The 16,594-nt window shown below is 75.4% G+C and carries 15 protein-coding genes and 1 riboswitch; of the genes, 11 read left to right on the forward strand and 4 right to left on the reverse strand.

Features of this window, described 5'->3' with window-relative positions:
- Window positions 1-61 precede the first annotated feature (61 nt).
- From ABZ806_RS19305 to ABZ806_RS19315, 3 genes are read left to right on the forward strand one after another with little or no spacing between them, the layout of a single operon-like run.
- Window positions 62-1,177, forward strand: coding sequence for a carbohydrate kinase family protein (locus tag ABZ806_RS19305; RefSeq protein ID WP_500218680.1), 1,116 nt, complete (start codon window positions 62-64; stop codon window positions 1,175-1,177).
- Between the two features lie 47 nt (window positions 1,178-1,224).
- Complete coding sequence (locus ABZ806_RS19310; protein WP_500218681.1) at window positions 1,225-1,854, forward strand: TetR/AcrR family transcriptional regulator; 630 nt, start codon at window positions 1,225-1,227, stop codon at window positions 1,852-1,854.
- 44 nt (window positions 1,855-1,898) lie between these two features.
- A complete protein-coding gene (locus tag ABZ806_RS19315; protein WP_500218682.1) occupies window positions 1,899-2,801 on the forward strand; it encodes an alpha/beta hydrolase in 903 nt (300 codons plus the stop codon).
- Between the two features lie 4 nt (window positions 2,802-2,805).
- On the opposite strand, the gene ABZ806_RS19320 is transcribed toward ABZ806_RS19315, so the two are convergent.
- Entirely contained in the window at window positions 2,806-3,747 is a 942-nt protein-coding gene (locus ABZ806_RS19320) for an AraC family transcriptional regulator (protein ID WP_500218683.1), read from the reverse strand.
- 81 nt (window positions 3,748-3,828) lie between these two features.
- Here ABZ806_RS19320 and ABZ806_RS19325 point away from each other — a divergent pair, with 81 nt between their 5' ends.
- The 3 genes from ABZ806_RS19325 to ABZ806_RS19335 all read left to right on the forward strand — a co-directional run bounded on the left by ABZ806_RS19325 (window position 3,829) and on the right by ABZ806_RS19335 (window position 6,120).
- Window positions 3,829-4,668, forward strand: a complete 840-nt coding sequence (locus ABZ806_RS19325; protein ID WP_500218684.1) for an NAD(P)H-binding protein — start codon at window positions 3,829-3,831, stop codon at window positions 4,666-4,668.
- A 32-nt stretch (window positions 4,669-4,700) separates the two neighbouring features.
- A complete protein-coding gene (locus tag ABZ806_RS19330; protein ID WP_500218685.1) occupies window positions 4,701-5,204 on the forward strand; it encodes an anthrone oxygenase family protein in 504 nt (167 codons plus the stop codon).
- A 79-nt stretch (window positions 5,205-5,283) separates the two neighbouring features.
- Window positions 5,284-6,120, forward strand: a complete 837-nt coding sequence (locus ABZ806_RS19335; RefSeq protein WP_500218686.1) for a metallophosphoesterase family protein — start codon at window positions 5,284-5,286, stop codon at window positions 6,118-6,120.
- Window position 6,121: 1 nt separating this feature from the next.
- Here ABZ806_RS19335 and ABZ806_RS19340 read toward each other — a convergent pair whose 3' ends face one another.
- Both ABZ806_RS19340 and thiC read right to left on the reverse strand, forming a co-directional pair.
- A complete protein-coding gene (locus ABZ806_RS19340) occupies window positions 6,122-6,706 on the reverse strand; it encodes a TetR/AcrR family transcriptional regulator (RefSeq protein WP_500218687.1) in 585 nt (194 codons plus the stop codon).
- 194 nt (window positions 6,707-6,900) lie between these two features.
- Window positions 6,901-8,622, reverse strand: coding sequence for a phosphomethylpyrimidine synthase ThiC (thiC, locus tag ABZ806_RS19345; protein WP_500218688.1), 1,722 nt, complete (start codon window positions 8,620-8,622; stop codon window positions 6,901-6,903).
- A riboswitch (TPP riboswitch) is annotated at window positions 8,618-8,731 on the reverse strand. It overlaps the preceding gene by 5 nt.
- Before the next feature lie 311 nt (window positions 8,732-9,042).
- On the opposite strand from thiC, the gene ABZ806_RS19350 reads away from it, so the two are divergent.
- The 3 genes from ABZ806_RS19350 to ABZ806_RS19360 all read left to right on the forward strand — a co-directional run bounded on the left by ABZ806_RS19350 (window position 9,043) and on the right by ABZ806_RS19360 (window position 13,526).
- Window positions 9,043-10,203, forward strand: coding sequence for a sensor histidine kinase (locus ABZ806_RS19350; protein ID WP_500218689.1), 1,161 nt, complete (start codon window positions 9,043-9,045; stop codon window positions 10,201-10,203).
- Between the two features lie 120 nt (window positions 10,204-10,323).
- Window positions 10,324-11,031: a cardiolipin synthase ClsA gene (gene clsA, locus ABZ806_RS19355; RefSeq protein ID WP_500218690.1), complete on the forward strand. Its 708-nt coding sequence runs from the start codon at window positions 10,324-10,326 to the stop codon at window positions 11,029-11,031.
- The gene (locus tag ABZ806_RS19360; protein WP_500218691.1) at window positions 11,028-13,526 is read left to right on the forward strand and encodes a sugar phosphate nucleotidyltransferase; all 2,499 of its coding nucleotides are present in this window, start codon (window positions 11,028-11,030) and stop codon (window positions 13,524-13,526) included. Before clsA ends, ABZ806_RS19360 begins: the two co-directional genes overlap by 4 nt.
- Before the next feature lie 37 nt (window positions 13,527-13,563).
- Here the strand turns inward: ABZ806_RS19360 and ABZ806_RS19365 are convergent, their stop codons facing one another.
- Window positions 13,564-14,904, reverse strand: coding sequence for an aminotransferase-like domain-containing protein (locus ABZ806_RS19365; RefSeq protein ID WP_500218692.1), 1,341 nt, complete (start codon window positions 14,902-14,904; stop codon window positions 13,564-13,566).
- A 91-nt stretch (window positions 14,905-14,995) separates the two neighbouring features.
- Between ABZ806_RS19365 and ABZ806_RS19370 the strand changes: the two genes are divergently transcribed.
- Both ABZ806_RS19370 and ABZ806_RS19375 read left to right on the forward strand, forming a co-directional pair.
- The gene (locus ABZ806_RS19370; protein ID WP_500218693.1) at window positions 14,996-15,634 is read left to right on the forward strand and encodes a LysE family translocator; all 639 of its coding nucleotides are present in this window, start codon (window positions 14,996-14,998) and stop codon (window positions 15,632-15,634) included.
- 69 nt (window positions 15,635-15,703) lie between these two features.
- Window positions 15,704-16,591 (forward strand): DUF881 domain-containing protein, encoded by an 888-nt coding sequence (locus ABZ806_RS19375; protein WP_500218694.1) that lies wholly within the window; start codon window positions 15,704-15,706, stop codon window positions 16,589-16,591.
- The last annotated feature ends 3 nt before the right edge of the window (window positions 16,592-16,594 follow it).

The following is a 16,594-nucleotide window of genomic DNA, read 5'->3' on the forward strand; positions in this document are numbered from 1 at the left end:
ACGTCCGAGGCGGGGGCTAGGGTCCGGGGGATCCTGCCCGCGCCTCGCCACGGGGGGCCTCGTGACTCAGGAGACCGCGACGGGCCGGCCGCCCGAGCCGTCCCTCGCCGACCCCTGCGCCGAGCGCGGGCCGGCGGGGGAGCGGCTGCGCGCCGGCGGGGACGGCCCTGGACTGGACGTGTTCCTGTCCGGCCAGGTGTTCATGGACATGATCTTCACCGGGCTGCCGGGGCTCCCGCCGCCCGGCACCGAGATCGTCACCGACGGGCTCGGCTCGGCGCCGGGCGGCGTCGCCAACATCGCGGTCGCGATGAGCCGGCTCGGCCTGCGGGTCGGGCTGGCGGCGCCGTTCGGCGACGACATGTTCGGCACCTACCTGTGGCGCACCCTCGCCGAGCAGGAGGGCGTCGACCTCGGGCCGTCGCGGCGGGTGCCCGGCTGGTCCACGCCCGTCACCGTGTCGATGGCCTACGACTCCGACCGCAGCATGGTGACGTTCGTCAAGCCCGTCCCGTCCCCGCCGGACGACCTCGGCGGGCCGCCGCCGGACGCGCGGGCCTGCTTCGTGGACGTCGACCGCCCGGTGCCGCCGTGGGTGCCCGAGATGCGCCGGCGGGGCGCGCTGGTGTTCGGCGACCTCGGCTGGGACCACACCGGCGCCTGGCCGGCCGAGGTCCTGGACCGGCTCGCGCACGTGGACGTGTTCCTGCCGAACGCGGCCGAGGCGATGGCCTACACCCGGACGGCCACTCCCGCGGACGCGGCCGAGGCGCTCGCCGAGCGCGTGCCGGTGGTCGTGGTGAAGCGCGGCGGCGACGGCGCGATCGCGATCGACGCGCGGGCGGGGGAGCGGGCCGAGACCCGGGCCCTGCCGGTGGAGGCGCTCGACCCGACCGGCGCGGGCGACGTGTTCGCCGCCGGGTTCGTGTTCGGCACGCTCGCGGGCCTCCCGCTCGCCGAGCGGCTCCGGTTCGCCAACCTGTGCGCCGGGCTGTCGGTGCGGCACCGCAGCGGCTCGCTCGGCTCGCCGTGCTGGGGGGAGATCGCCGCGTTCGGCGAGTCGGGCGAGGTCTCCGAGGCGGTGCTGGCCGAGTACGCCTTCGTGATCCCGTTCATCCCGGACGCCGCCGACGACTCGCCCGTCCGGGCCGAGCCCACCCTGCGCACCGAGTCCTGAGGCACCGCTGTTGCTAATGCGAAGTCTTTCGCATTAGCATCGGCCGGGTGAGTGAGGACGCACCGGCCGCGGGGGCCGCCCGACCCGGGGGCCGGACGGCCCGCACCCGCGCCGCCGTGCTCGAGGCCGCGCTCGGCGAGCTGGAGGACGCCGGATACGCCGGCCTGACCATGGAGCGCGTGGCCGAGCGGTCGGGCGTCCACCTCGCGACGCTGTACCGCAGGTGGCGGAACGCCGAGGGCCTCGTCGTCGACCTGCTGGCCGAGGTCGGCACGCGGGAGGTGCCGATCCCCGACACGGGGTCGCTGCGGGACGACCTGCGCGCCCTCGCCGCCGGGATCGCCGCGCTGTACGCCCGGCCCCGGTACCGGGCGCTCGTGGAGGGCATGGTCGCCGCCGCCGTCCGCTCCCCGGCGGCCGCCGCCGCGCTGAGCGAGGTGTTCGCCGGGCGCAACCGCCTCGCCGGCGCGATCGTCGAGCGCGCGGCCGAACGCGGCGAGGTGCCGCCCGGCACCGACGCCGCCGCCGTCAGCGCCGCCGTCGGCGCGCCCTTCTACTACCGGCTGCTGATCCAGCGGCGCCCCGTGGACGGCGCCCTCGCCGAGACCGCCGCCGCCGCGGCCTGCGCCGCCGCGCGGAGCGGCGTGTTCGCGCCCCCCGCCGGCCAGGCCCCCTGAACGCGGACGGACCCCCCGCCGCGCCGACCCCGGAAGGACCCGGAATGCGCCACGACATCGAGTTCGACTCCGCCGGAACGACGCTCCGAGGCTGGCTCTACACGCCGGACGGGCGCCCCGGCCCGCACCCGGCCGTCGTCGTCACCCACGGCTACGGCGCCGTCAAGGAGCAGTACACCGACGACATCGCCGAGGCGCTCGCCGCGTCCGGGCTCGCGGTCCTGCTCTACGACCACCCGTCGTTCGGCGCCAGCGACGGCGAGCCCCGCCAGGAGGTCGACCCCTGGGCGCAGATCCGCGGCTACCGGGACGCGATCACGTTCCTGTGCACCCGCGAGGAGATCGACGCCGAGCGGATCGGCGTGTTCGGATCCAGCTACTCCGGCGGCCACGTGCTCGTCGTCGCGGCCGTGGACCGCCGGGTGAAGTGCGTCTACGCGCAGGTCCCGGTGATCAGCGGCGGGACGAGCATGTCGCGGTTCATCCCCACCGAGGCGCTCGCCGAGGTCCGCCGGACGTTCGACGCCGACCGGCTCGCCCGGTTCCGCGGCGAGGCGCCGGCGATGATCCCGCTGATCACCGAGACGCCCGGCGAACTCGCCGCGCTGCCCGACCGCCCGACCTACGAGTGGTACCGCACGATCGAGCCGGAGCGGCTGAAGACCTGGCGCAACGAGGTCACCCTGCGCTCGGTGGAGATGACGGCCGAGTACGAGCCGGGCGACCACATCGCGCGCATCACGCCGACGCCGCTGCTCATGGTGGTCGCCGACCAGGACACGCTCACCCACAGCGACCTCGCCTTCGCCGCCTACGAGCGCGCCCTGCACCCCAAGCGGCTGGAGATCCTGCACGGGGACCACTTCGCCGTCTACGGCAGGGAGAGCGAACGCGTGCTCGCCCTGATGACCGCCTTCTTCCACGAGCACCTGCGTGCCGCGGGCTGACCGGTCAGCCGGCCGCCGTGCCGGCGCGGTACTCCTGGGGGCTGACGCCGTGCTCGCGCTTGAAGGCGGTGCTCAGCGCGAACGCGGTGCCGTAGCCGACCCGGCGTGCGACGGCGTCGAGCGTCGCGTCGCTCTCGCGCAGCAGGTCGGCGGCCTGCGCGAGGCGGACCCCGGTCAGGTACGCCATGGGCGGCTCGCCGATCAGCCTCGCGAACCGCTGCGCGAGCGCGGCGCGCGACACCCCGACCCGCGCGGCGAGGTCCGCGACCGTCCACGGGTGGGAGAGGTCGGCGTGCAGGAGGCGCAGCGCGGGCCCCGCGACCGGGTCGCCGTGCGCGCGGTACCAGCCGGGCGCCGCGGCGTCCGGACGGGAGAACCAGGCGCGCAGCGTCGCGATGAGCAGCAGGTCGAGGAGCCGGTCGAGGACGACGTCCTGGCCGGGCTCGTCCCTGCCGATCTCCTCGCCGAGCACGCCGACGAGCGGCGACTTCCAGGTGTCGCCCCGGACGATCGCGATCGGCGGCAGCGCCGACAGCAGGCGCTGGGTCACGGCGCCGCGCATCTGGTAGGTGCCGATCAGCATGACCGACGTCCCGCCGGGGTCGTTGCCCCAGGCGCGGACGCCGAGGTCCATCGCCTCCGACAGGCTCGTCCCGTCGGGCGTGGTGCAGCGCTGCCCGGGGTGGATGACGATCTGCGGCTCGGTGGCGGGGTCGTCGGCGACGGTGTAGGGGTCGGGCCCCCGGAAGATGACCATGTCGCCGGGGACGACGCGCTGCGGGTCGCCGTCGTCGGGGATCAGCCACGCGTCGTCCCTGACCATGGACAGCAGCGTCAGCGGCGCCTCGTCCTGGATGCGCACCGACCAGGGCGGCACGAGGGTCGAGCGGAGCATGAACGCCCCCCGGGCGCGCGGCCCGTCGAGGAGGTCGGTGAGGGCGTCCATGGGGGCCAGCCTAGACGCTCGCGTATGCGGGCGAGCTTCTCAACGATGGTCGCTGGAACGGCCGCGCTGTTGACTCAAAGCATGACGAACACGGAAACAGAGAACGGCCTGACCCTCGTCCTCGGCGGCACCGGCAAGACCGGCCGCCGCGTGGTGGAGCGGCTGGAGGCCCTGGACGTCCCGGTCCGGATGGGCTCGCGGTCGGCGTCGCCGGCCTTCGACTGGGCGGACGAGGCGACCTGGGCGCCGGTGCTGCGGGGCGTCGAGAAGGTGTACCTGTCCTACTACCCGGACCTGGCGGCGCCCGGCGCGCCGGAGGCCGTCGCCGCCTTCACGGCGGAGGCGGCCGCGGCGGGCGTGCGGCACGTGGTCCTGCTCTCCGGGCGGGGCGAACCCGAGGCGCGGGAGTGCGAGCGGATCGTCCAGGAGTCCGGCCTGGTATGGACGGTCGTGCGGGCCGCCTGGTTCGCGCAGAACTTCAGCGAGGACTACCTCCTCGACCCCGTCCGCGCGGGCGAGGTCGTCCTCCCCGCCGGCGAGGTGCCGGAGCCGTTCGCGGACGCCGGCGACATCGCGGACGTGGCCGTCGCGGCCCTCACCCGGGACGGCCACGCCGGCGAGGTCTACGAGGTCACCGGCCCCCGCGCGCTCACCTTCGCCGAGGCCGTCGCGGAGATCGGGCGGGCGGCCGGGCGGGAGATCGCCTTCGTCCCGGTGAGCGCGGACGAGTACGCGGCGGCCCTCAAGGAGCACGGCCTGCCCGGCGACGTCATCGGCTTCCTGACGTACCTGTTCACGACCGTGCTGGACGGCCGCAACGCCGCGCCCGCCGACGGCGTCCGGCGGGCCCTCGGCCGCGAGCCCCGCGACTTCGCCGCGTACGCGCACGACACCGCGGCCAGCGGCATCTGGACCCCCTGACCCGACCATCTGCGACCAGAAACGGAACGACGATGAAATCCGCTCTCGCGGGCGTCTCGGTGACGCTCTCCCTCATCATGGCGGCCGGCATGGCCGGGACGTTCTTCGGCTTCTCGACCGGCGTGATGCCGGGATTGAACGCGGCGAAGCCGGGGTCGGCGATCGACGCCATGCAGTCCATCAACCAGAAGATCCAGAACCCGGTGTTCGTGGGGATGTTCATGCTGGTCCCGGTGCTGGCGGCCGCGGCGGGCGTGCTGCTGCTGACTCTGGACCAGAAGTCCGCGGCGCTCCTGTTCTTCGCCGCCGCGGGCGTGTACCTCGTCGGCGCGCTCGTCCCGAGCTTCGCGGTGAACATCCCCATGAACAACGACCTGGACGGCGTGACGATCCCGAAGGACCTGGCCGACGCCGCGAGGATCTGGTCGGACTACTCCGGCCGCTGGACCGCCTGGAACACCGTCCGGGCCGTGTTCAGCTGGGCGAGCGTCCTCGCGATGAGCCTGGGCGTCTACTTCTGGGGCAGGAGCAGCTGACGACGGGAATCCCCGCGAAGCGGCCCGCGCCCCCTCCGGAGCGCGGGCCGCTCGCGCGCGCCGGGCTTACGATCACTGGATGGGCGGTGTCTATGCGATCAGCGATCTGCACGTGGGGTTCCCGGAGAACCGCGCGTTCGTCGAGGGGCTGCGGCCCGCGTCCGGGGACGACTGGCTGATCGTCGCCGGGGACGTCGCCGAGCGGTTCGCCGACGTCGAGTGGACCCTCCGCCTGCTGCGCGACCGCTTCGCCACCGTGCTCTGGGTCCCCGGCAACCACGAGCTGTGGACCATCAAGGACGACCCCGTGCAGCTGCGCGGGGAGGCCCGCTACCGGCGGCTCGTGGACATGTGCCGGGGCCTCGGCGTGCTGACCCCCGAGGACCCGTATCCCGTCTGGGACGGCGAGGGCGGCCCCGTGACGGTCGCGCCGCTGTTCATCCTGTACGACTACACGTTCCGCCCGGACGGGACGTCCACCAAGGAAGAGGCCCTCGAGGTCGCGCACGAGGCGGGCGTCGTGTGCACCGACGAGGTCTACCTGCATCCCGACCCGCACCCGACGCGCGACGCCTGGTGCGACGCCCGCGTCGCCTACACCGAGAAGCGCCTCGCGGCTCTGGAGCCGGGCACGCGGACCGTGCTCGTCAACCACTGGCCGCTCGTCCGCGAACCCACCCGCGTCCTGTGGTACCCGGAGTTCGCGCAGTGGTGCGGCACTGAGCGCACCGCCGGCTGGCACGACCGGTACCGCGCGGTATCGGTCGTGTACGGGCACCTGCACATCCCCCGGACGATCTGGACCGGGGACGTCCCGCACATCGAGGTGTCGGTCGGCTATCCGCGCGAATGGCGCCGGAAGGGCGATGCGCCGCGCGGCCCGCGCCGCGTCCTGCCCGTCCCGGAGACGGACTGACCTACCGGGCGCCGGGCGCCATCCCGGCGGCGGCGAGCGACAGCAGCCGCTCGGCGGCCGCCGGCTCCCGCTCGGTGCCCGCCGCGATCGCGCCGGCGAGCCACAGGACGTCGGCGAACGCCGTGCCCGCGGGTGCGTCCCCGGCCTGCTGCGCGCGGGCGAACAGCGCCTCGCCGGCCTCGCACATCGCCCGGCGGGGGCAGCCGGGCTCGGCCCGCTCCTCCCGCAGCGACACCACCGCCGAGGCCGCCAGCCCGCGGAACACCGTCACCCGCGACACGAACGCCCGCAGCCACGTCATCAGGGCCTCGCCGGGCGCCGGCGAGGCCTGCAGTTCGCGGGCGGCGGCGGCCAGGTCCGCGTACACGTCGGCGAGCAGGGCCTCCAGGAGGTGCTGGCGGGTCGGGAAGTGGCGGTAGAGCGTGCCGATGCCGACGCCGGCGGTGCGGGCGACGCCCTCCAGGGACGCGTCGGCCCCGTCGCGCTGGAACGTCTCGCGGGCCGCGGCGAGCAGCCGCGCCCGGTTGCGGCGCACGTCGGCCCGCACCGCACGGGCGGGGGCCTGCGGCGTGTCGTCGCTGGTCACGTGAGTCGTCGGTCCTTTCCCGGCGGGTACGGGCCTGCGGCGATTCGGGGGGGTCCGCGGCTTTGGAACGGTCCCTCGATACTAGCCGCGCCGCCGCGCCCGGCCCGCGCCGGGATGGCCGGGCCCGCCGCGTCCGGTGCCGCGTCCGGTGCCGCGTCCGGTGTGCGGCGGGCCCGCGCCGACCTGCGCCTACGTCAGGAATCCCCGGGGGAGAGCGGGAGATGGAGCCGCCCGCCGGCGGCGGTGAACTCCGCGGCCTTCTCCCGCATCCCGGCGGCGAGGGCGGCCTCGCCGTCCAGGCCGCGCTCGGCCGCGTACCGCCGGACGTCCCGGGTGATCTTCATGGAGCAGAAGTGCGGGCCGCACATCGAGCAGAAGTGCGCGGTCTTCGCCGGCGCCGCCGGCAGCGTCGCGTCGTGGAACGCGCGGGCGGTGTCCGGGTCGAGGGACAGGTTGAACTGGTCCTCCCACCGGAAGTCGAACCGGGCGTCCGACAGCGCGTCGTCCCACGCCTGCGCCCCCGGGTGGCCCTTGGCGAGGTCGGCGGCGTGCGCGGCGATCTTGTAGGCGATGACGCCGGCCTTGACGTCCTCGCGGTCCGGCAGCCCGAGGTGCTCCTTCGGCGTCACGTAGCAGAGCATCGCCGTGCCGTGCCAGCCGATCATCGCGGCGCCGATCGCCGAGGTGATGTGGTCGTAGCCGGGCGCGATGTCGGTGGTCAGCGGGCCGAGCGTGTAGAACGGCGCCCCGCCGCACCACTCCTGCTGCCGGTCGACGTTCTCCTTGATCTTGTGCATCGGGACGTGGCCGGGCCCCTCGTTCATCACCTGGTTGCCGTACCCGGCGGCGATCGCCGTCAGCTCGCCCTGCGTGCGCAACTCGGCGAACTGCGCCTCGTCGTTGGCGTCCGCGATGGAGCCGGGGCGCAGGCCGTCCCCGAGCGACCAGGTGACGTCGTAGGCGGCGAAGATCTCGCACAGCTCCCGGAAGCGGGTGTACAGGAAGTTCTCCTCGTGGTGCGCCAGGCACCACGCCGCCATGATCGAACCGCCCCGCGACACGATCCCGGTCCTGCGGCGTGCCGTCAGCGGCACGTACCGCAGCAGCACCCCCGCGTGGACGGTCATGTAGTCGACGCCCTGCTCGGCCTGCTCGACCACCGTGTCCCGGAAGACCTCCCAGGTCAGCTCCGCCGGGTCGCCGCCCACCCTCTCCACCGCCTGGTACAGCGGGACGGTCCCGACCGGCACCGGCGAGTTCCGCAGGATCCACTCCCGCGTCGTGTGGATGTCCTTCCCGGTCGACAGGTCCATGACGGTGTCGGCGCCCCAGCGGGTCGCCCACGTCATCTTCTCGACCTCGTCCTCGATCGAGGACGCCACCGCCGAGTTCCCGATGTTGGCGTTCACCTTCACCAGGAAGTTGCGGCCGATGACCATCGGCTCGATCTCGGGATGGTTGACGTTCGCGGGCAGCACCGCGCGCCCGGCCGCCAGCTCGTCCCGGACGAACTCCGGTGCCACCCCCTCCCGCAGCGCGGCGAACTCCATCTCCGGTGTGATCTCGCCCCGCCGCGCGTACGCGCGCTGCGTCACCGCGCCGCCGGTCGCGCGGCGCGGCCGCCGCGGCAGCAGGTCCTCCGGAACGGGCGTGCGCCGCCCGTCGTCCGCGGGGCGCACGGGCCGCCCGGCGTACGGGGCGGTGTCGCCGCGCTCGGCGATCCACGCCTCCCGCAGCGCGGGCAGTCCCCGGCGGACGTCGGTCTCCACGGCCGGATCGGTGCACGGCCCCGACGTGTCGTACAGCACGACGGCGTCGCCGCTGGTCAGCGGCACCTCCCGCATGGGGACCCGGATGTCGGGGCGCGAACCCCGCAGGTAGGTCTTGCGGGCGGCTGGAACCACGTGTTGTGTCATGACGACTCGATCTCTCCCTACGCCGGCATTACCCGGTCAGGTTCATGCGGTCAGCGGCCGTCCCAGCCGCTATCTCAGCCCGGTTCGCCGGGCCCCCGCGATCTGTCGTGCCCGACGCTAACCCGCCGCACCCCCGTTGCCGCAACCGCCGCCCCTGGGGTAGGACGCGCCCGCGCGCCGCCCTCCGCGCCCGGCCGCCCCGCCGCCCTCCGCGCCCGGCCGCCCCGCCGCCCGGCCGTCCGGCCGCCCGGCCGTCCGGCTGTCCGGCTGTCCGGCTGTCCGCCCGGGATCGCCGGGCGGGACCGCCGCGCGGGATCGCCGGGCGGGACCGCCGCGCGGGATCGCCGGGCGGGGGCGGTGTCCGAGAGCGGTGTGCGGGGGCGGTGTGCGGTGGTCGCGGGGATCCGGGAGGATGGGCGGGTGGTGACGCTGCCTCGGATCGGTGCGACGGCAAGGGACGCCCTGCCCGCGATGGCGCTGGCGGGCATCGCGGCGGCCGCGGCGGTGGCGTGGCCCGGAGTCCGGGAACTGGACGCGGCCGGGGCGCTGCTGCTGGCCGCGGCGCACGTGCCGCTCGCGGTGATCCGGCGGTGGCCGGCGCCGGCGCTGGTGGCGCTGGTGGTCCTGGTGCTCCCGTACCACCTCGCGCAGTACCAGCACCACGCGCTCGTGCCCGCCGAGGTGATCGCGCTGTTCGCCTACGCCGTCCTCGGGCGGCGGGTGCGGATCGTCCTCGGCGTCGCCGCGTTCCTGCTGGCCGTGTGCGTGCTCGGGATGGCGATGCGGGCGGGCGGCAGCTCCGTCCGGGAGCAGGTCGCGGTCATCGAGGCCGTGGTGTCGGTCGTGATCGCCGTCCAGGTGTGGCGGGTGCACCGCGCGCGCCTCGCGACGATCACCGAGCGGGCCGAGCGGGCCGAGCGCACGCGGGAGGAGGAGGCGCGGCGGCGGGTCGCCGAGGAGCGGCTGCGGATCGCCCGCGACCTGCACGACCTCCTCGCGCACAGCATCACGCTGATCGGCGTGCAGGCCGGCGCGGCGGCCCACCTGGTGCGCGGGGACCGGCCGCTCGACCGGGCGGAGCTGGCCGAGGCGCTCGCGTCGATCGCGGGCACCTGCCGGGACGCCCGGACCGAGCTGCGCGGCACGCTGCAGGTCCTGCGCGGCACCGACGTGGCGGCGTCCGGGACGCTGCCCGGCCCGGACGGCATCGGCGACCTCGTGCGGGCGGCGCGCGGCGGCGGGCTCGACGTGCGGCTGGCGGACGGCGGCCTCGGGACGCTGCCGCCGGAGATCGGCGTCGCCGCGTACCGGATCGTCCAGGAGGCCTTGACCAACGTTGTCAAGCATTCCGCGGCGAGGCGCGCCACGGTGCGCCTCACGCGCGACGGCGGCGGGCTCGTCGTGCGCGTCGCCGACGACGGGAACGGGCCGTCCGGCGGCACTCCCGAGGGGTTCGGGATCCTCGGGATGATCGAGCGGGCGCGCAGCGTCGGGGGGACCCTCGACGCCGGTCCGGGGGAGGGCGGCGGATTCGTGGTGACGGCCGTCCTGCCGCTCGCGGACGCCGTCAGCCCGCGATGACCGGGACCGCCCCCGGACGGGCCCCGCCGCGCCCGACTCACCGGTCCGACGCCGTCGAGGGCTTTCCAACCCTTACCGGTAGGGTCAGGATCAAGGGGACCAGGGGAGGCGAACGCGTCGGTGACCACTCTGCAGCAGGCCCCGCAGGACCGGATCTTCACGGTGCCCAACATGCTGAGCATGGCCCGGCTCGTGGGCGTCCCGCTGTTCCTGTGGCTCATTCTCGCCGAGGCCGACTGGTGGGCGCTCGGCGTGCTGGTGTTCGCCGGCCTGTCGGACTGGCTGGACGGCAAGCTGGCGCGCGCGCTGAACCAGACCAGCAGGCTCGGGACGGTGCTCGACCCGGCCGCCGACCGCCTCTACATCCTCGCCACGCTGATCGGGCTCACGATCCGCGACATCATCCCGCTGTGGCTGGTGGTGCTGCTGGTCGCCCGGGAGTTCGCGATCCTGCCGATCGCGCCGATCGTGCGGCGGCTCGGGTACGGCGGCACGCTTCCCGTCCACTTCATCGGGAAGGCGGGCACCATGTGCCTGCTGTACGCGTTCCCGCTGCTGCTGCTGGGCGACCACGGCGGCGGCGCGGCGACCGCGGCGAAGGTCATCGGATGGTCCTTCGCCATCTGGGGGACGGGCCTGTACTGGTGGTCGGCCGTCCTCTACTGGACGCAGACGCGGCAACTGGTGTCGGCCGGCCGCGGCTCGCCCCCGGCCCCCGGGCCGGACACCCCGCCCGAACCGGATGACCGGGGCGAACCGGGCGACCGGGGCGGACCGGGCGCGGAACCGCCGGCCGGCGACCAGAAGGGAGCTGAGACCCCCCGATGAAGGCCGTCGTGATGGCGGGAGGCGAGGGGACGCGGCTGCGTCCGATGACCGCCAACCAGCCCAAGCCGCTGCTGCCGCTCGTCAACCGGCCGATCATGGAGCACGTGCTCCGGCTGCTGAAGCGGCACGGGTTCACCGAGACCGTCGTCACCGTCCAGTTCCTCGCGGCGCTGATCCGCAACTACTTCGGCGACGGCGAGGAGCTCGGCATGTCGCTGAGCTACGCGACGGAGGAGATCCCGCTCGGCACCGCCGGCAGCGTCAAGAACGCCGAGGAGGCGCTGCGCGACGACCGGTTCCTCGTGATCTCCGGGGACGCGCTCACCGACATCGACCTCACCGACATGGTGCGGTTCCACGAGGAGAACGACGCGCTCGTCACCATCGGGCTGAAGCGCGTCCCGAACCCGCTCGAGTTCGGCATCATCATCGTGGACGACGAGGGCCGCGTGCAGCGGTTCCTGGAGAAGCCGACCTGGGGCCAGGTGTTCTCCGACACCGTCAACACCGGCATCTACGTGATGGAACCGGAGGTCCTCGACCACGTCGCGGAGGGGGAGTCCGTCGACTGGTCCGGGGACGTCTTCCCCAAGCTGCTCGGCGAGGGCGCCCGCCTGTTCGGATACGTGGCCGACTGCTACTGGGAGGACGTCGGCACCCACGAGAGCTACCTCAAGGCCCAGGCCGACATGCTCTCCCGCCAGGTCGGCATCGAACTGGACGGCTTCGAGATGTCGCCCGGCGTGTGGGTCGCCGAAGGCGCCGAGGTGGACGCCGAGGCCGTCCTCAAGGGCCCCCTCTACATCGGCGACTACGCCAAGGTCGAGGCGGGCGTCGAACTGCGCGAGTACACCGTCCTCGGCAGCAACGTCGTCGTGAAGGAGGGCGCGTTCCTGCACCGGGCCGTCGTCCACGACAACGTGTTCGTCGCGCCGTCCACGAACCTGCGCGGCTGCGTCGTGGGCAAGAACACCGACATCATGGCCGGCGCCCGCGTCGAGGAGGGCGCGGTCATCGGCGATGAATGCGTCATCGAGGCCGAGGCGTACGTCTCCAGCGGCGTGAAGGTCTACCCGTTCAAGACCATCGAGGCCGGCGCGGTCGTCAACACCAGCGTGATCTGGGAGTCGCGCGGGCAGCGCAACCTGTTCGGGCCGCGCGGCGTGTCCGGGCTCGTCAACGTGGAGATCACCCCCGAGCTGGCGGTACGGCTCGCCAGCGCCTACGCGACCACGCTGAAGAAGGGCTCCACGGTCGTCACCGGCCGCGACGTGTCCCGCGCCGCCCGCACCCTGAAACGCGCCGTGAACAGCGCGCTCACCGCCAGCGCCATCAACGTCAACGACCTGGAGGCGACCCCGCTCACCGTCGCCCGGTTCGAGACCGGCCGCGAGGACGCCGTCGGCGGCATCTACATCCGCACCACCCTCGGCGACCCGCAGGGCGTCGACATCCTGTTCCTGGACGCCGGCGGCGCCGACCTGTCCCAGGCGGCGCAGCGCAAGCTGGAACGCGTCTTCGGCCGCCAGGAGTACCGGCGCGCGTTCCCCGGCGAGATCGCCGAGCTGACCTACCCGCCGCGCGTCGTGGAGACCTACACCCGCGACCTGCTGCGGCGCGTCGACATCCGCGGCGTCCGCGAGGCCGGGCTGAAGATCGTCCTGGACTGCGCGGGCGGCGTCGCCTCGCTCGTCCTGCCGAACCTGCTCGGCAAGGTCGGCGTGGAGGTCCTCACCCGCAACGCCGGGCTGGACGAGGCCAACCCGACCGAGACGCTCGCCGAGCGGATGCGCGACCTGGAGCGCCTCGGCGACCTCGTCTCCTCCTCGCGGGCCGCGTTCGGCGTCCGCTTCGACCCGGTCGGGGAGCGGATCTCCCTGGTGGACGAGAACGGCGAGCTGGTCGGCGACGACCGCGCCCTGCTCGTCATGCTCGACCTGGTCGCGGCCGAGCGGCGCGGCGGCAAGGTGGCGCTGCCGGTGACGACGACGCGGGTCGCCGAGCAGGTGTGCCGCTTCCACGGCGTCCAGGTCGAGTGGACGTCCACGTCCCAGGACGTCCTCACCAAGGCCGCCGCGCAGCCCAGCGTGATCTTCGCGGGGGACGGCCGGGGCGGCTTCCTCATGCCCGAGTTCAGCGGCACCGTCGACGGGATCGCCGCGTTCGTCCGCCTCGTCGGCCTGGTCGCCCGCACCCGCCTGACGCTGTCCCAGATCGACCGCCGCATCCCCGACGCGCACCTCCTGCGCCGCTCCGTCCCGACCCCGTGGGCGGCCAAGGGCAGCGTGATGCGGCACGTCGTGGAGGCCGCCGGGGACCGCACGATCGACACCACCGACGGCGTCCGCGTGGTGGAGGACGACGGCCGCTGGGTCCTGGTCCTGCCCGACCCGGCGGAGGCGGTGACCCACGTGTGGGCCGAGGGGCCCGACGCCGACGCCGCCCAGGTCCTGCTGGAGGAGTGGGCCGTCGTCGTCGAGCGCGCCGGCTCCTGACCGGCCCGGCCCGCCCCGGCGGGCGCCGGCGCCGCGGTCAGTCGACGGGGATGTCCTCCGGGGCGCCCGCGGCGATCTCGGCGAGGACGTCCAGGGCCCGTGCCAGGGTCCCCGGCGGCGGCGAGGCGAGGCCGATCCGGACCGCGCGGGGCGCCGCGCCGGTCCCCGCGACGAACGCGGCGGCCGGGGTGACGGCGATCCCGCGCCGCGCGGCCGCCGCGACGAACGTCTCCGCCCGCCACCGGGGCGGCAGGTCCCACCAGCAGAAGTAGGAGCAGGGCCCGGACCGGACGGCGGCGCCCGCCAGGCGCTCGGCGACGATCCGCGAGCGGGCCGCGGCGTCCGCGCGCCTGGCCCGGGTGATCTCCTCGACCGCGCCGCCCGCGATCCAGCCGGTCGCCGCCTCGAGCGCGAAGCGCGCGGGCCCCCAGGCGCCCGCCCGCAGCGCGGCGGCGACGCGCCCGGCCAGCGCGGCGGGCGGCACCGCGAACCCGAGGGTCAGGCCGGGCGCGAGGCGCTTGGACAGGCTGTCGACCAGCACGGTGCGGTCCGCGGCCAGGCCCGCCAGGGGTTCCGGGCCGTCCGCGGGCAGGAACGCCCAGACGCGGTCCTCGATCGCGTGCAGGCCGAGCCGCCGCAGGACGCCGGCGATCTCGGCGCGGCGGTGCCGCGGCATCGTCGTCCCGCAGGGGTTGTGCAGCGTCGGCTGGAGGTAGACCGCGCCGAGCGGCGCGGCGCGGTGCGCGTCGGCGAGGGCGCCGGGGAGCAGCCCGTGCTCGTCGGCCGCGACCGGGACGAGCGTGACGCCGAGCCGGGCCGCGATGCCCTTGACCACCGGATAGGTCAGCGCCTCCACGGCGAGCCGCCCGCCCGGCGGCACCAGCGCCGACACGGCGCCCGCGATCGCCTGCCGGCCGTTCCCCGCGAACAGCACCGACCCCGGGTCGGGCCGCCAGCCGGGCGCGGCCAGCAGCGCCGCCGCGGCGTCCCGGGCGGCGGCGGTCCCGGTGACCCGTCCGGGGCCGAGCGCCGCGTCCAGCACGTCGGGGCGCAGCAGCCGCCCTAGTCCGGCGGCCAGCAGCGCGCTCTGCCCCGGGAGCACGGGCTGGCTCAGCTCCAGGTCGACCTTCGCCCCGGTGGGCTCCGCGAGCGCCGGGACGGGTGCGGGCTCCGCCGCCCGGACGAACGTGCCGCGCCCGACCTCGCCGACGACCAGGCCGCGCGCGGCGAGCTCCCCGTACACGCGGCTCGCCGTCGAGGCGGCGATGCCCCGCGTCCGGGCGAACGCGCGCTGCGGCGGGAGCCGGTCGCCGGGGCGCAGCCGCCCGGCGGCGATATCGGCGGCCACCTCGTCGGCGACCCGACGGAAATCCTCCATGCGTCCCCACATTGCTCCGAGTGCAATGCGAAGTATTGCACCGAGAAGCATCGGAGATCTAGCCTCGGACCGTGTGGACACTGGGAGTGCAATGATCTCGCTCACCGCCGCGGCGGCCGTCGCCGCCTTCGCGCTCGGGCTCGTCCTCAGCCCGGGCCCCAACATGCTGTACCTGGTGTCGCGGTCGGTGACGCAGGGGCGCCGCGCGGGGCTGATCTCCCTCGCCGGCGTCGCCGCCGGGTTCCTCGTCTATGTCGCCGCCGCCACCGCCGGGCTCACCGCCGTCTTCACGCTCGTCCCGGCCCTCTACACGGCGATCAAGCTGGCCGGGGCGGCGTACCTGCTGTGGCTCGCCTGGCAGGCGCTGCGGCCGGGCGGCACGACGGCCCTGGCCCCGAGGTCCCTGCCCGCCGACCCGCCGCGCCGCCTGTTCGCGATGGGCCTGGTCACCAACCTGCTCAACCCGAAGATCGCGATCCTTTACGTGTCGCTGCTGCCGCAGTTCGCGGACCCGGGCCGCGGGAGCATGGCCGTCCAGATCCTGCTGCTCGGCCTGCTGCAGATCACGATCGCGATCAGCGTGAACGGCCTCATCGTCCTCGGCGCCGGCGGCATCGCCGGCTTCCTCGCCCGCCGGCCCGGCTGGCGGCGCGTGCAGCGCTACGCGATGGGCTCCGTCCTCGCCGGACTGGCCCTGGAGATCGGCCTGCGCCGCCCCGCCGCCTCCTGAGCACCGCCGCCTCCCGGGCACCGCCGCCGATGGCGCCCGGCGGCCCCTGGGGCTTGCCATGATGGGGCGGTGATCGCACGACGGGACGACCGCGGCGACCGGCGGCCGCCCGGACGGCGCCCCGGCGCCCCGATGCCGCTGCTCACCGACCTGCTCGCCGGCCGGCTCCCCGACCACGGCTACGCCGAGGCCGCGGCGCGGCGGGCGGCCGCCGGCGGCGCCCCGCCGCGGCGGTTCCGCGGGGCGGGCGTCCTGCTCGTCCTCGCGCTCGCGGGCACGCTGCTCGCCGTCGCCGCGGCGCAGACGCGGCGCGGCGAGCCCGTCGCGGCCGAGCAGCGGTCCCGGCTGATCGGGCAGATCCGGGCCCGCACCGCCGAGACCGACGCGCTCCAGCGCCGCGCCGACGCGCTGCGCGCCCGCACGGAGCGGGAGCGCGCGGCCGCGCTCGCCCGCAGCGACGAGGGGCGCCGCGTCCGGCGGCGGCTGGCGCGGGCCGGCGCCGCCGCGGCCGCCGCGCCCGCGTCCGGCCTCGGGATCGTGGTCACGGTCGCCGACGCGCCGCGCGCCGCACCCGCCGCGCGGGGGCGCTCCGCCGACGCCGGCCGGGTCTATGATCAGGACCTCCAGATCCTGGTCAACGGGCTCTGGGCGGCGGGTGCCGAGGCCATCGGCGTCAACGGGCAGCGGCTCGCGCCGACCACCGCGATCCGCGCCGCCGGCGAGGCGATCCTGGTCGACTACCGGCCGCTGACCGGCCCCTACGCGGTGACGGCGGTCGGCGACCCGGGCCGGCTGCGCGGCGCCTTCACGGGCTCGGCGGCCGACCGGCGGCTCGCCGCGCTGCACGACCGGTTCGGGATCCGGTACGACGTGCGCCGCACGTCCGGGGCGCGGCTGCCGGCCGCCGGGGCCGTCCGGCCGCGGTACGCCGTCCCGCTCCCCGGGGACGGCCAGTGAGAG

The sequence above is a fragment of the Spirillospora sp. NPDC047418 genome, assembly GCF_040643275.1.
Lineage (GTDB): Bacteria > Actinomycetota > Actinomycetes > Streptosporangiales > Streptosporangiaceae > Spirillospora.